Source organism: Chitinophagales bacterium (genome assembly GCA_013816805.1).
In the GTDB taxonomy this organism is placed as follows: Bacteria; Bacteroidota; Bacteroidia; order Chitinophagales; family UBA10324; genus MGR-bin340.
This window is the reverse complement of the sequence record JACDDS010000003.1, coordinates 219,203-233,850: the sequence shown is the minus strand read 5'-3', so window position 1 is coordinate 233,850 and position 14,648 is coordinate 219,203. Positions and strand designations below refer to the sequence as shown.

The window sequence follows — 14,648 nt, the reverse complement described above, 5'->3', positions numbered from 1 at the left end:
AGTAATTGGGTTTCCCTATAAAAGATAATGGAAATTTGAGAACTATGAAGATATTTGCAGCCGGCTTGAAAATATTTTTCCGCCTTACAATGGCCTATTGTAATTAAAATTTCAACACTGCTATGAACAAACTATTGGCTTGTATATTAATTACATTTATAGGTTTACGTGCCGTGGCGCAGCAACTCGAATCTTTTGAAGAAAACAACCTTTATGGGATTAAAGAATCCGTCGGTGGCAAAGTAATAGTACCTGCAAAATACCAGCAGTTATTTTCTTTTGCAGAAGGTGTGGCCGCCGTTGAGAGAGGAGATAAATTTGGCTTTATTGATAAATCAGGGAAAGAGGTTATTCCACCTCAGTTTGCAGAAGTGAATTCTTTTTCTGAAGGCCTGGCTGCAGTAAGCGATGGAAATAGTTGGGGATTTATAGACAAATCCGGAAAAATAGTTGTGCCATTGCAATATGAAGAGGTGAATAGCTTTAGTGAAGGTCTTGCTGTAATCATAAAAGATGAAGAGGCTGGGTATCTCGATAAATCCGGAACTGTGGTAATTCCGATTACTTATGATTATTGCATGCCTTTTTCCCAGGGTTTGGCTGTAGTTGAAAAAAATGGTTTAGCCGGCATAATCGATCAAAAAGGAAATTTTGTAATACCTATGAAGTACCTGGAGATAGGTGAATTTTCAGAAGGGCTCGCACCGGTTAACAAAAGCAATAAATGGGGATATATAAACCGTCAGGGTGCAGAAATAATAAAACCTGAATACGATTACGCATTTCTTTTTTCAGAGGATTTAGCCGGTGTTATGATTGGGGATAAGGGTGGCTATATTGATTTAAATAATACGATCACTATTCCTATGGTTTATGATAAGCTGGGAACGTTTGAAGATGGCCGTGCCCTTGTAGAGATGAAAAGCAAGCAATTTTATATTGATAAGAAAGGACATTGCCTGAATACAGAAGAATTTAACTGCCCTAAATAAGTGACTAATAAAAAGGGGAAGCCTCTCTGAAGAGGCTTCTCCTTTTTATTAGACAGTATAGATTATCTTAAAGAAATTTTCCTGGTTTTAATAGTCCCCTCCTGTTCTACAGATACCATGTAGAGCCCTCTTGGAAGATCCGCAACTGTAAATTGATATTGATTTTGGTTAACAGAATAAACTTTTACATCCTGCCCCTGCATATTCATTAAGCGGATCAGCATTGAGCCTTTCGATGAAGAAGGAGCCGAAACGTGTACCTGATTTTCGTATGCAAAAATGGCTATGTCATTAGTTGTAGTCTGAAAAATTCCTGTGGGTACACCACCATTATCCCCTGCCTCGATGGCTGTATCCGGAGTAGATTGAACAGCATAATCTTTTAGTGTGAAATAAACGGTATCCTTTGATGCTTTTATATCTAACCGGGCCCAACCATAATATTCCTTGCTGCCCTTTTTAATCCGTAAACCCAGATATTTATCTGTAACATTATTCCAGCTGCCATATCCATTTCCGTTGGTTGATACGTAACCCTGGAAATCAGCCATTGTCTGAGAAGCTGCATTATTCCATCCTAACTCAGGCTTAATAACGTTTCCTTTATTAAAATATATAGGGTAAACAAAGGTGAATCCATTACTTTGAAAGGTGGTAGCTACAACAGAATTGTCATTATAAGGATCAGCGAGAACTTCATGGAAGAAGTAATCTTTATCGCTAAATTGAACCACTGTATCTATTACACCGATAATAAAATCATTTGTGCCATCCTGATCCAAATCAATGGGATAACCTTGCTGATTTTTTGAAATGGTGGCATCAGGTTGAACATTTGTATAAACAATTTGAGCGTTGGCTGCAGTTGCAGCCCCTATTAAAGGAGCAGCAAGGGCTGAATATTGTTTTAACTTTTTAATGAGACTAGAGTAATCTTTTTTCATGTGAATAGGTTTTGATTTTAAAACTAAGAAATATTTATAACAGAGAAATGCAAAAATTAGAAGCTTATATATACTAAAATTATACCATCTGAAGATGAGCTTAAGTATTGAAATTAATAAAATCAATTCCTAAAAGTAACAGTGTTGCAATCATTCAGAAAAAAGCAATTTCTGCTTTACTTCCCGCTGCAATAAAATTTCATTTCAAAAGAAATTTTTTTTAAGTCCCATTTTGATCTAAGTTTGAAAAAATCAAATTCATGAAAAACGAAAAATCTACACTTTTAAACAAACTAAAAGCCTATTCTGCTTCTGTAGGAACAGTGCTTTCAAGCGCTGCAGCTGCAAATGCGCAGGTAGTATATACAGATATTTCACCGGATACAACACTGAACACAGACCAGGCTCAATATATTCTGGATCTGAATAATGATGGAACTGGTGATTATACATTTACAATGGATTTAGCCGGAAATGGCAAAGGTGCTGTAATGACACCTGGCTATAGTCAGGCAGCCGGCGTATATAATGCTGTTGGGGGGTCTTTAAAAAAGAATGCATTTGATGGAAATTACGGCTATCCGTATGTCTTTTCCATGAGTGAGAAAATTGATACCGCAGTTAAATTTTTTGACTTAAAAGACCTGCTTTTTCAATATAATAATCAAACCTATTTTTTTCCTGCCCAAATTGCTTATACCTATAAAGCCAGTCCTTATGGAAATTGGTTTGGTGTAGAAGACATGTATATGCCTCTTCGCATAACAAAAGACAGCAGCCAATTTTATGGATGGGTTCGCTGTTCAGTCAGTGAAGACGGACAATCTATAAAATTGAAAGACTATGCCTATAATCCTAAAGCCGGGCAGCCTGTTTTTGCAGGCCAGGGTGATCCGACAGGAATTAATGCTGTAGCTGATTTAAAGATAAATATTTATGCTTATGACGGCATACTTAATATTATAATGGATAATTCTGTTTTAAACAATGCTCAATTAGAACTTAGAAGTGTGTTGGGTCAAATAGTAAAAAATGTTGAGTTGTCGAAGTCGACCAGTCACATTAACGTATCCGATTTACCAATGGGTGTATATATAGCCACTGTATATAATGACGGGAAAACATTTTCGGTTAAAATTGCATTAACAAATTAGGATATACCAGATTCTAATGGGTGATGGCTGATGGTATCTTTATATCATTGGCGATCACCTATTTTTTTTCATCTCCAACAGATGCTCTGTTTCGATATAATGCAATATCAACGACTTCGGTCATAGCCTGAATATTAAGTTCTGCCCCTAAAAATTCTGCTACATTTTCTGCCGATTCAGAGGGGTTATCAATTACACTGGTATAATCAACATACAACAACTCTGCATTAGGAGAACGTTTCAGCCATGCCTCAGCCTGCTCTAACTGTTTTTTAAAGGCTTCGCTTAATACAATAGGATAGGCATTCTTCCTGATTTCAGTTTTTTTGCCAAGCATAATTTGCTGCGAGCGTAATATTTCCGCCATATCCCTTTGCATAAAAATAATTTTATAATCATATTTCGGAGGAAGGTAACTTAAAAGCGGAGCCACTATCTTCACAACTTTACCTGTTGCTTCATCAAGCCAGGATACATCGGTCATCACTTTTTTTACCTTCTCAAATTCCCAATAGCCTTTCGGATTATTTTCATCAGGAGTGCGTATTTTATCAGTAAGAATTTCCTCACCACCGGCCTCCAGCATTTGCATCATCATAGATGTTCCGGAACGAGGCAAACCGGTAACCACGGTTATGGTGCCCTTTATTCTTTCATTAATAAATTTGCGATGCTCCTCTGCTTTCGAATTATTATTTAATTTTTCTTCGTACAATTTAATGAGCCATAAATGCGCTTTTCTATTACCGGGCGCAATAGCACAGCACACTTCAAAGGCATCTGCAGCACGTTCATATTCCTCCAGGTTCATGAGCGCCTCGCCGAGGTGAAAATGTGCAATTGGATAGTAATAGGAGAGACCAATTGCGTTAAGGCATTCTTCAGCCGCTTCTTCAAATTTTTCCTGCCGGAGATAAGTAAGGGCAAGACCATGATGTGCATTCGCCTGCTGGGAATCAATTGACAAAGCCTTGATGAAAGCACGCTCTGCAGCTTCATATTGCTGGCTTTTAAGATAAATCCTTCCAATCTGTACATGCAACTGGGAGATGTGGCCTGCTTCCTGTTCTGCTTTTAACAGCAGTTCTAGGGCTTTTCTGGGTTTGTATTCTAATAAAAGAAGTGAAGCCTCCATGATATCTACCTTTACCATGTTACCTGCTTCCAGCGCCCTAACCTTATCGAGCGTTGAGCGGTACTCTGCCACCTTGCGCATTTTCTGATAGCAATTAATTAAAGCAAGACCATAGCGCAACTCCTGGTTCTTTGTAAAAATCTCTTCGAGTATTTCTGCTGCCTTTGCCCAATCTTTCCGGTAAGTAAGCACCCTTGCGAGATAATACTGAGATTCACTGGTAACATTATCCAGGTTTTTTTGCTTGTCTTCGCCTGGAGCATCAATATAGCCCAGCTCTACCAATTGTTGCATTGCCTCTTTCGCTGCCCATGGATCTTCCTGCTGATCGGCAGCATGCATACCTGAATCACCTGGAACCTGTTCCCAGCTTTCAATAAACTCTGGTTGCACCGGCTCCTCAAATATTTGAGAAAGCACCTTTCCATCCATATCTTTTCCCACCGGCAATCCAAACATTGTCAACAGGGTTGGAGTAATATCCAACAATGTTGCGCCATAAACCCTCTGGTCAGTCTGAATAGCCGGGCCCTTAATGCAAACAATTCCATAGGGAGAATGCTCATATGCGGGTCCTGCCGGCTCTTTAGGCAATCTGTTGGGCCGAAGATGATCAGAATGGAATCCATGATCACTCATAATAATCACCGTAGTGTCTTCACCTGCCAGTTCAAGGTAGCGTTCAAGCATCATATCATGAAACCGGTACATGCCGCTTACCGCATCTTTATAGGCATGATATAAATCGTCAGGAATGCCCGGCCGTTGGGGAGGATAAAATCTCATAAAACTATGGCTATAGTGATCTATAGCGTCATGATAAACTGCCATGAAATCCCATTCCGTGTTTTCCATGATCCAGGTAGCGGCATTATGAATACTGGCTGAATGGGCTAAAATTTTAGCTCCTGCCGCCATGCGCCCATCTTTTTCCTGATCAATATCTTTATAGTTTGGGAAAAAAGGTGCCATGTGAGAAAGTGTGAGTTCTGCGGGATGGACTCTCATCTCCCGCATTACTTCTTCCATATCCTTAGGATGTACTGTGCCTGCTGCCATTGGCCATGGCTTATGGTAAACGCTTACTGCTTTCTGATAGAAATTAGAAACCATCACTCCATTAATTGGTTCAGCAGGATGGCTGGGCCACCATCCAACTACATTGGATTTAAAACCTTCCTGCGAAAGTATATTCCAGATTGCCTTCACTTTGCGCGACGTAGAAAGAGAAGGGCGCACTTCCATCTTTTTAGAGTCTGGTTCAACAAATCCAAGAATCCCATGCTTGTCAGCCAGCTTGCCGGTAGCAATGGAGGTCCAGAGTATGGGTGATAAAGGCGGGTCGAGGGTTGCGAGATTTCCTATAACACCATCGTTAACGAACTGATTTAAAGTAGGCATAATACCATTATCCATAAGAGGATTTATCACTTTCCAGTCTGCGGCATCCCACCCGACCAGCAGAACCTTTTTAGCTATTCGTTTGCTCATTGTTTTTTATTTCTTGCTGTTTCGCTTTTTCTTCTTCCTGTTTTACTTTCCTTTCTTCCATCTTTTTCTGCATTTCCTTCTCCATCTCCTTAGACCGATCAATTAATTTTTGTTCATAATCGGATTTAGAACGTACTTGTCTCCATGCCCTAAGGCCTACAGCTCCAAGCGCCAGAAGACCTAAAGACCCTTCGGGTGGTATTTCAAATTGCTTAAGTTCCTGTGTTTTATTATCCATTTAAAGAAAATTAAAAATTACATAACGAAGATGCAATGCTAAACACTTTAAAAAAAATAAATTTAGGCTTAACTAATATGAGTGAGAGCGGACATAATATCTGATAAATATTAACATCTCAACAAACATTTAATTGTACATTATATTGTTAATTAGTATATTAAATAAGCCTATGAATATTGCTTCACAATATATTGGTGACTTTATTTCACTTTTTTACCCGAAATTATGTGCTTCCTGCGGAAACGCATTAAATAGCGGTGAAGATGTGATCTGCACCTTTTGCCTATACTATCTTCCTAAAACAAATTTTCATCTTGAAAAAAACAATGCTATCGAAAAACATTTTTGGGGACGAGTAGATATACACCGCGCGGCATCGTGTTATTTTTTTCAGCGGGGTAACAGCGTTCAGCATTTGATTCACCAGCTTAAATATAAAGGGAAAAAAGAAGTAGGAATAAAAATAGGAATGATCTACGGCTCCGAACTGGTTAATTGCGAAGATTTTAAGAATATTGACCTTATTGCTCCTGTGCCTCTCCATTACTCAAAAGAACTGCAGCGCGCTTATAACCAGGTGGATTTATTTTGTGAGGGCTTATCCATTTCTATGAATAAACCCTGGAAAAAAGATACCCTTGAAAGGGTAAAAGCATCCGAAACACAAACTCATAAATCAAGGTTTGAGCGATGGAAAAATGTAGAAACCCTTTTTATGGTTAATCATCCTTCTTCCGTTGAGGGAAACATATTCTATTATGTGATGATGTTATCACAACCGGCTCTACTCTGGAAGCAAGTGCGAGAGCAATATTAGAAATACCTGCCACAACAGTAAGCATTGCAACAATAGCCTGTGCAGTACAATAATCTTTAGTACAGCGTACTCATCTGTCGCTATAATTGAAATAAAAAAGGATCTTTGCCGTTCGTGAAATCCATGTTAAGACTGTTCTTTTTTCTGTGTGTTTTAATAGCTTTTGGATGTATATTTTCTTCGTGCAGGAAGGATTTGGTCACCAGCAATCCCTCTGATCAGCTTTCATTCTCGATAGATACGCTCACCTTTGATACTGTTTTTACCAGTGTTGGTTCTGCAACCCGTTATTTTAAGGTGATAAATTCAAATAATAAAAAAATCAAAGTCTCTAATATTCGTCTCATTAACGGAAGCAGCTCCTATTTCAGGCTTAACATCGATGGAAGGCAGGTTGATGAAATATCAAATGTTGAAATTCCGGCAAAAGACAGCATTTATATCTTTGCATCGGTGACTGTAGACCCTAACCTCCAGGACAATCCTTTTGTGATATATGATTCGGTAATGTTTGAAAGTAATGGAAATGAACAGAGGGTAATTTTACAAGCCTGGGGGCAAAATGCTCATTTTTATAATGGAGTTGGCATTGAAACGCAAACATGGATCAATGATAAGCCTTACGTGATTGTGAATTCCATTTTAGTGGATTCCAATCAAACATTAACTATTCAGCCAGGATGCAGGATATATATGCATGGCAATTCCTATTTTTTTGTGCAGGGAACACTAAAGGTCCTCGGACAGCAGGATGACTCTGTCATTTTCAGGGGAGACAGGCTGGAGCAATTTTATGTTGACCTTCCTGGTCAATGGGAGGGTATCTGGTTTTTGAGGAGCAGCCATGATAATGAGATAAACTATGCATTGATTAAGGAAACAAATAACTGGGCGATACGGGTGGATTCTCTTCGTGAAACTGCAAATTTTAAGCTTACCCTTCGAAATTCTATTATCCGCTATTCTTTTGGATATGGAATTTTAAGCTTAACCGGGGACATCTATGGGGAAAATTGCCTGATTCATAGTTGCGGAAGCAACGATATAGCAATGGGCTATGGTGGTACATACCATTTTGAGGATTGTACGCTTGCAGACTATTCATCTGCTATCACCAGCCATAATGATCCGGTGGTGTTACTAAGTAACTTTTATAGCTACACAGACTCATTCGGAGTAACCCAATATAAAACAGCTGATTTGAATGCGATATTCAAAAATTGCATTGTATATGGATCATTGGAAAAAGAGATAGATCTGGAAAGTAAAACTTCCTCACTGTTTAATTTCAGCTTCGATCACTGTTTATTAAAAGTTAATTCAGATATAGATACTACTACATCCTCATTTAGCCAAGATTTATTCAATATTGATGATCAGTCACTCTTTACAGATCCTTTTCAAAAAGATGATTACCATCTGAAAGAAAATTCACCGTGTATAAATGCGGGAGTTCCAAATGATATTGCTTTTGACCTGGAGGGAAATATAAGAGCAGACAATCCGGATATCGGCTGCTATGAATTCATTAAATAATAATCAGAAACAGTTCGGTTCAAACATTAAGCAAGGTTCTTAAACCAAATTTACTTCGGATGAAATTTCAATCCCAAATTTTTCCTTCACTGAATTTTTTATCTGTATAGCAAGTGCCATAATTTCATCACCGGTAGCACCGCCATAATTTACCAATACAAGTGCCTGCTGCATATGTACTCCCGCATTGCCGACAGCTTTCCCTTTCCAACCGCATTGCTCTATCAGCCAGGCAGCAGGAATTTTTATTCCTTTATTCTGAATATAATTCGGCATAAGAGGATATTTTGCAACTAAAGCTTCAAACTGTTTTTTATTCACCACAGGGTTTTTAAAAAAGCTTCCCGCATTTCCAATTTTAGCCGGATCAGGAAGCTTTGCTGACCGGATTTTAATTACCGCTTCACTCACTGCTTTAATGGTGATTTCATCCACCCGCATTTCTGCCAGCATGCGGGAAATATCGCCATATGCTATTTTTGGCTTAAATATTTTATTCAGCTTAAAGGTAACTGCCGATATAAGAAACTGATCCCTGTATTTATTTTTAAAAATACTTTCGCGATAACCAAATTCGCAGTCCGCATTTTTAAACACCTGTAATACCCCGGTATCTATGTGAATGGCTTCCACCTCTTCACAGGTTTCCTTAATTTCCACTCCATAAGCACCAATATTCTGCATCGGTGCTGCACCAACAAGGCCCGGGATCAGAGAAAGATTTTCAATGCCTGAAAAATTTTTATTAACGCAAAAAATTACAAACGGGTGCCATGGTTCTCCTGCACCTGCCTTTACCCAATGGTAATAACTGTCTTCTTTTGTTACTTCTATACCAGGAATTGCATTCTTAATAACAAGACCGTTGAAATCTTTTGTAAAAAGAATATTGCTTCCTCCTCCCAGAATTAATTTTTTCTCCTTTTTGAAATTCTGGTCAGAGATTAATTCCCGAAACTCCTCAGCTGATTTTATTTCAACAAAGAATTTAGCAGAAGCATCAATACCAAATGAATTAAAAGAACGTAGAGATTTGTCGTGCTGAATAACCATTACACTAATTTACACTGCTGCTGTTGAGAGGATAAAGTAAAAGATAAAAACTACTGTTATAAAATCCCTGAGAATTTTAATTCTTATATCTTTCAGTGCAATACAACTATGGTATCCAATTCAATTGGTCTTACCAGTCATACTATGTTAAATGCTGCCAAAAACATATCCGCAATATTTTGCATTGCAGCAGTATTTATAATTGCGGGTGATATGGTTTTTACTTTCAGTGAATATTATCAAACATCGATTGATGGTGATGTGTTGCCGGTTGTATTTCCGATGGAAAGCCATTCCCAGATACTTCATGATCCCTTCGGTTTAGATGCATTATTGAAGGGAGATAGATACAGTGGTGCAGGTCGCTGGTTTTGCCATGCTGTTGTATATTCTCTTTTTCATGAGGGCTATTCTTTTATTACAACCTTAGTAGCGGACAGGATTAAAGCACTCTTTCTTACAGCATCCATTTTTCAATGGATCAACCACTGGATGATGACTTGCATAATAGCACTGTATGCAAATATCAGCCACAAAAGTTCATGGAAGAGATTTCTTTTTGGATGTGTGCTTACCATCCCTTTTTTCCAGTATAATCACGGTTATTACAATGCCGCAATTATTGATCACTCCGTAACCTACACTGCGTTTTATGCTTTTCCTCTTTCATTGCTGTTACTCTTCTTTTACCCTTTCTTCCGTTCCTTGTTTTTCCCTAACCCATTGTTTCTCTCCAATATCTCTTTGTTTGGAATAATTTTTTTGGGGATTTGTGTCGCTTTTTCCGGACCATTAATTCCCGTAATTGGAATAATGGTTAGCGGCATACTGCTTTTATTATATTATCAGAAAGCTATAAATAATGAATCGTTTTTTGAAATAGCTTCTCTGTCCAGCCGCATTAAAAACATTCCATCACTTGTAAAAGGAATGCTGATTCCATTTATTATTATTTGCGCATATGATTTTTATATCGGCAGATTTAATATTGAAAATGTAACTACGGTTACCATAGCTGAGCGGTATCAGCTAATGCTGAAAGGGTTGATTCCCTATTTTTTTCACTATGGCCTTCCTTACTTCTACGCTTTCTTAATTATAAATTTTTACTTTTTTAAAAAATTTTTTCCTGTACAATTTAACACCAGATCGTTTGGAATATTAAAGCTTTTGGCACTCACCGTTCTGATATACATAATCCTGGTTCCGCTTGGAGGATACCGGGTTTACCGCCCTGCTATTCTCAGATATGATGTTACTATGCCCTTAACCTTATTGCTGGTAATCACCATTGTATCTGGCACTTCCCTGTTGATGGATAAATTACAAGGACAGGCGCTTGCAGCATATTCAGGTATTTCCTTAGTTTTGCTTGCTGTTTTATGGTATCAAAATTTGCCAATTAATAATTCCAGAAAGGAGCAAGAGAGTATGCTTCGAATACTTTCCCGTGCAAATACGGACTCTGTTATCGTATTGCCTTATTCCGCCAATTTTTTTTCATGGGAAAAAATAAGCACGCCGGAAAAATCTTATTATGTACGGCAGATGCTGTATGATTGGGGCATTACCAAAAAGCCAGTAGTCTTTTATCAGAAATAGATTTACACTTAATACACTAATACTGAAACATACGTTGCCACCAGGTTGCGGAGAGAGAGGGATTCGAACCCCCGGTCCCGTGAAGGACAACGGTTTTCAAGACCGCCGCGTTAGACCGCTCTGCCATCTCTCCGGAATCAAAGATAGAGGAGATGATCACAATACTCAAAACCAATATATTGTGACAATCAATTAAGTTAGGTCTGTGATTTAATTTTTAAGTTTTTATTTATTTCTTCTTAGATCTATACAAAAAATGAGGATGGTAACTTAACAGTTGCCATCCTCAAATCAATTCCGGTGGGTTATAAATTATTTTTCTTTTTTGACTTTTCCTTCTTTTGAAGGTTCTCCACGTCTACTTCAGTTTTGCGCACTGTTTCCCGAATTGTTTCATCGCGCTCATTCATTTCTTTGCCAATTTTTATTTCTTCTACCACGCGTGCTTCTTTTGAAACAACAGGAATTTCTGCATGCTCTACTATTTCAATATCCTCCTCCTGAAAATTGGCCAAATCTTCTTCTGTAGCTGCACGGTCAACCTGATTCCTCTCTACCCAAACTCTCTCTTCGCGAAGGCGCAGATTTTCTTCTACGGGACGCTCCACAATACGGCTGCGTACACGTGCTCCACCTGTTTCTACTTCACGTTTGCCCACTTGAACTTGTTCTTCAATTATAGGAATAGAACGAGACTCGTTGGTATCTTCCATAGTGCTGTTACCTCTGCTATTTCCTGAATCACCGGAATATCCATATTGATTAGCACGCTCATTCACGTCTACAGATCCATATCTGTCTAATATCTCCGATGCTAATGTAGCTGACTCTTCTGTTTCTGCATGAACAGTTACAATAGAACTGCTTTTGTGAGCCACTTCAGCGTAACTGCTGGCCTCTTCTGTATTCCCGAAAAGGGAGTTGAAAAATCTGCCAATACCACTTTCGGATTCCGTTGCATCGCTTGTTGATCCGCGATAACTGCCTCCTGTATTATTTGCTTCACCGGAGCTGCTTCTTTTTGCAATATCAATATTATCGATATTGAATCCATTATTTGTTAATTCCTGAATTGCTTGTTCGGCCTGCGATGCATCGTCGAACATACCTATAACTGTGTGTGTCATTGTTTTTTTCTTTTGGTTAATGATTAAATTAAATTTTTCTATTACTCATTTTGGCTGGAAGGTATCCGCTCAATATTTATATTTTCTTTAGATAAAATTATTTCCTGCTTAAATTCATCCTGGACAGTGTTTTTAGTCACCCTCAACTCTTCCACAAGCAGTAACCGCTTCTCCACTATTACTACTTCTTTTACAACCGGTATTATCATAACGTTATCCTCATACCGTACGGATGGTTGCTCACTCACTATCTGATTAATTTCTATTCGCTCTACTTTAACTTCTTCCTTAATAAAAGGAACGGTAACTATCTCAGTCTCTTTACTTATTGTTTTTGAGACGTGAATTTTTCCTGTCTCTATTATTTCTTTCCTGACATTTAATTGCTCCTCGATAACAGGAATAATGACTTGCCCCTTCTGCTCTATTGCATTCGACGCAATTAAATTATTTTCTTCTTTTTTCTGCTCAAAAACATTTTCGTTTTCCAATATATTTATGCTTAAATTGTTGCATCACTATTTATCCGTTACATAGAATTTCACGCCAAAAATTATTTTGGATTAACGCAATGATTATGTGACACTTTATAAAAATCTAAAAAATTAAAAGTGTATTTTCAAAACATGTTTTGTAGGAATTACTCTACATTTTAATTAAATTCTTATATTATTATTTTTGAAATCGGGATATGATTTTCCAAATCAACCTTGTATATAGCCAGTTATGGCATCTAAAATATCAATTAAAAACAAAGTGGGATCTTCTGAATTTGTCAAAATCATCAAATCAAATAGTACCTTTATATTCCGTAACGTTTCATTTCCATTATGTCATCTACCAAGTATATTATTGTTACGGGAGGTGTAAGCTCATCTCTCGGAAAAGGCATCATTTCAGCTTCTTTGGCCAAGCTTCTGCAGGCTCGCGGATTCCGTGTTACGATACAAAAAATGGATCCTTACATCAATGTAGATCCCGGGACCTTAAATCCATATGAGCATGGAGAGTGTTACGTTACTGACGATGGTGCAGAGACAGACCTCGACCTGGGTCACTATGAGCGTTTTCTGAATATTCCTACCTCTCAGGCGAACAATGTTACAACGGGTAAAATTTATCAGGAGGTGATTACTAAAGAACGGGAAGGAGCTTATTTAGGTAAAACGGTGCAGGTTGTACCGCATATTACAGATGAAATTAAGAGGCGCATCCAATTATTAGGCAGTACGGGTGAATACGATATCGTAATTACAGAAATCGGGGGCACAGTGGGTGATATAGAAAGCTTGCCATACATTGAAGCCGTACGGCAACTGAAGTGGGAACTGGGAAATACAAACTGCATTGTAATACACCTCACGCTTATTCCTTATTTGAAAGCAGCGAAAGAATTAAAAACAAAACCTACCCAGCACAGCGTAAAAGATTTACTTGAAGAAGGCGTACAGCCGGATATTCTTGTCTGTCGAACAGAATATCATCTCAATATGGAATTGCGTCGTAAGGTGGCGCAATTTTGCAATTTAACTACTAACGCTGTAGTGGAAAGTATTGATGCAGAAAGCATTTATGACGTACCGCTGCTTATGCTGAAAGAAAATCTTGACAAAACAGTTCTAAGCAAACTGAAAATGCACTCAGGAGATGAACCCAACCTGGATAAATGGAAAGAGTTTCTCGGGAGGCTGAAAAATCCCACTTGTGAAGTGAAGATTGGCTTGATTGGGAAATATGTAGAGCTGGCGGATGCCTATAAAAGCATTCGTGAAGCTTTTATCCATGCAGGTGCTATGAATGAATGTCATGTAGAAGTAGTTTCCATCCACAGCGAGCACATCAATGATCAGAACGTGCACCATGTGATGGCAGATCTGAACGGGATTCTTGTAGCACCGGGTTTTGGTGCCCGTGGTATTGAGGGAAAAATTATCGCCATCCGTTATGCGAGGGAAAATGATCTGCCATTTTTCGGTATCTGCCTTGGGCTACAGTGCGCAGCTGTAGAGTTTGCGCGGAATGTTTTAGGACTAAAAGATGCACACACTACTGAAGTGAATCCTGATACCCTGGATCCGGTAATTGATATGATGGAAGAACAAAAGCGGATCGTACTGAAAGGAGGCACGATGCGTCTTGGAGCAATGGAATGTGATCTTAAAAAAGGCACAAAAACTTCTAATGCTTATCAGAAGCTGAAAATTTTCGAACGTCACCGCCATCGTTATGAATTTAATAACAGGTACCTGGCAGCTTTCGAAGAAAATGGTTTTTCTGCTGTGGGGATGAATCCTGAAAGTAACCTGGTAGAGGCAATGGAGCTAAAGAAACATCCCTGGTTTATAGGAGTTCAGTATCACCCGGAACTGAAGAGCACGGTTGATAATCCGCATCCGTTATTTGTAAAATTTGTTGCAGCAGGTCTGGAAGAAAAGAAAAGAAAAGAATCCAGCGGTGCAGAGGTAAAAGAAGAAAAGGCAGGAGTTTACGCAGAATAATACTTTAATCTTATAATTCGCAACCTTAAGATATAAGAATTTATATTGAGTAATTTAG

12 protein-coding genes and 1 tRNA gene are annotated in these 14,648 nt (G+C 38.4%); 6 read left to right on the top strand and 7 right to left on the bottom strand.

What is annotated here, in order from left to right; translation table 11 throughout:
* Window positions 1-122 precede the first annotated feature (122 nt).
* Complete coding sequence (locus H0W62_03825) at window positions 123-992, top strand: WG repeat-containing protein (GenBank protein ID MBA3647670.1); 870 nt, start codon at window positions 123-125, stop codon at window positions 990-992.
* Between the two features lie 62 nt (window positions 993-1,054).
* Here the strand turns inward: H0W62_03825 and H0W62_03820 are convergent, their stop codons facing one another.
* Complete coding sequence (locus H0W62_03820; GenBank protein MBA3647669.1) at window positions 1,055-1,936, bottom strand: T9SS type A sorting domain-containing protein; 882 nt, start codon at window positions 1,934-1,936, stop codon at window positions 1,055-1,057.
* Between the two features lie 260 nt (window positions 1,937-2,196).
* Between H0W62_03820 and H0W62_03815 the strand changes: the two genes are divergently transcribed.
* Window positions 2,197-3,090: a T9SS type A sorting domain-containing protein gene (locus H0W62_03815; GenBank protein ID MBA3647668.1), complete on the top strand. Its 894-nt coding sequence runs from the start codon at window positions 2,197-2,199 to the stop codon at window positions 3,088-3,090.
* A gap of 58 nt (window positions 3,091-3,148) precedes the next feature.
* Here H0W62_03815 and H0W62_03810 read toward each other — a convergent pair whose 3' ends face one another.
* Together H0W62_03810 and H0W62_03805 are read right to left on the bottom strand one after the other, a co-directional pair.
* Entirely contained in the window at window positions 3,149-5,716 is a 2,568-nt protein-coding gene (locus H0W62_03810) for an alkaline phosphatase family protein (protein ID MBA3647667.1), read from the bottom strand.
* Window positions 5,697-5,954, bottom strand: a complete 258-nt coding sequence (locus H0W62_03805; protein MBA3647666.1) for a hypothetical protein — start codon at window positions 5,952-5,954, stop codon at window positions 5,697-5,699. Before H0W62_03805 ends, H0W62_03810 begins: the two co-directional genes overlap by 20 nt.
* A 753-nt stretch (window positions 5,955-6,707) precedes the next feature.
* On the opposite strand from H0W62_03805, the gene H0W62_03800 reads away from it, so the two are divergent.
* Together H0W62_03800 and H0W62_03795 are read left to right on the top strand one after the other, a co-directional pair.
* Window positions 6,708-6,827, top strand: a complete 120-nt coding sequence (locus H0W62_03800) for a hypothetical protein (GenBank protein ID MBA3647665.1) — start codon at window positions 6,708-6,710, stop codon at window positions 6,825-6,827.
* 70 nt (window positions 6,828-6,897) lie between these two features.
* Complete coding sequence (locus tag H0W62_03795; GenBank protein ID MBA3647664.1) at window positions 6,898-8,310, top strand: hypothetical protein; 1,413 nt, start codon at window positions 6,898-6,900, stop codon at window positions 8,308-8,310.
* A gap of 39 nt (window positions 8,311-8,349) precedes the next feature.
* Here the strand turns inward: H0W62_03795 and murB are convergent, their stop codons facing one another.
* Window positions 8,350-9,363 carry a UDP-N-acetylmuramate dehydrogenase gene (gene murB, locus H0W62_03790; GenBank protein MBA3647663.1) on the bottom strand — a complete coding sequence of 338 codons (1,014 nt, stop codon included), beginning with the start codon at window positions 9,361-9,363 and terminating at the stop codon, window positions 8,350-8,352.
* 108 nt (window positions 9,364-9,471) lie between these two features.
* Between murB and H0W62_03785 the strand changes: the two genes are divergently transcribed.
* The gene (locus tag H0W62_03785) at window positions 9,472-10,965 is read left to right on the top strand and encodes a hypothetical protein (GenBank protein MBA3647662.1); all 1,494 of its coding nucleotides are present in this window, start codon (window positions 9,472-9,474) and stop codon (window positions 10,963-10,965) included.
* Window positions 10,966-11,013: 48 nt separating this feature from the next.
* On the opposite strand, the gene H0W62_03780 is transcribed toward H0W62_03785, so the two are convergent.
* The 3 genes from H0W62_03780 to H0W62_03770 all read right to left on the bottom strand — a co-directional run bounded on the left by H0W62_03780 (window position 11,014) and on the right by H0W62_03770 (window position 12,583).
* Window positions 11,014-11,098: transfer RNA gene (locus tag H0W62_03780), tRNA-Ser, on the bottom strand.
* A 172-nt stretch (window positions 11,099-11,270) separates the two neighbouring features.
* Complete coding sequence (locus H0W62_03775; GenBank protein MBA3647661.1) at window positions 11,271-12,092, bottom strand: YsnF/AvaK domain-containing protein; 822 nt, start codon at window positions 12,090-12,092, stop codon at window positions 11,271-11,273.
* 41 nt (window positions 12,093-12,133) lie between these two features.
* The gene (locus tag H0W62_03770) at window positions 12,134-12,583 is read right to left on the bottom strand and encodes a DUF2382 domain-containing protein (protein MBA3647660.1); all 450 of its coding nucleotides are present in this window, start codon (window positions 12,581-12,583) and stop codon (window positions 12,134-12,136) included.
* Window positions 12,584-12,922: 339 nt separating this feature from the next.
* Between H0W62_03770 and H0W62_03765 the strand changes: the two genes are divergently transcribed.
* Window positions 12,923-14,590 carry a CTP synthase gene (locus H0W62_03765; GenBank protein MBA3647659.1) on the top strand — a complete coding sequence of 556 codons (1,668 nt, stop codon included), beginning with the start codon at window positions 12,923-12,925 and terminating at the stop codon, window positions 14,588-14,590.
* Window positions 14,591-14,648: the final 58 nt, after the last annotated feature.

Coding starts and splice junctions, on each gene's coding strand:
- H0W62_03775 (MBA3647661.1), bottom strand. CDS start 12,092: ATGACACACACAGTTATAGGTATGTTCGACGATGCATCGCAGGCCGAA.
- H0W62_03805 (MBA3647666.1), bottom strand. CDS start 5,954: ATGGATAATAAAACACAGGAACTTAAGCAATTTGAAATACCACCCGAA.
- H0W62_03765 (MBA3647659.1), top strand. CDS start 12,923: ATGTCATCTACCAAGTATATTATTGTTACGGGAGGTGTAAGCTCATCT.
- H0W62_03795 (MBA3647664.1), top strand. CDS start 6,898: ATGTTAAGACTGTTCTTTTTTCTGTGTGTTTTAATAGCTTTTGGATGT.
- murB (MBA3647663.1), bottom strand. CDS start 9,363: ATGGTTATTCAGCACGACAAATCTCTACGTTCTTTTAATTCATTTGGT.
- H0W62_03810 (MBA3647667.1), bottom strand. CDS start 5,716: ATGAGCAAACGAATAGCTAAAAAGGTTCTGCTGGTCGGGTGGGATGCC.
- H0W62_03820 (MBA3647669.1), bottom strand. CDS start 1,936: ATGAAAAAAGATTACTCTAGTCTCATTAAAAAGTTAAAACAATATTCA.
- H0W62_03785 (MBA3647662.1), top strand. CDS start 9,472: ATGGTATCCAATTCAATTGGTCTTACCAGTCATACTATGTTAAATGCT.
- H0W62_03825 (MBA3647670.1), top strand. CDS start 123: ATGAACAAACTATTGGCTTGTATATTAATTACATTTATAGGTTTACGT.
- H0W62_03815 (MBA3647668.1), top strand. CDS start 2,197: ATGAAAAACGAAAAATCTACACTTTTAAACAAACTAAAAGCCTATTCT.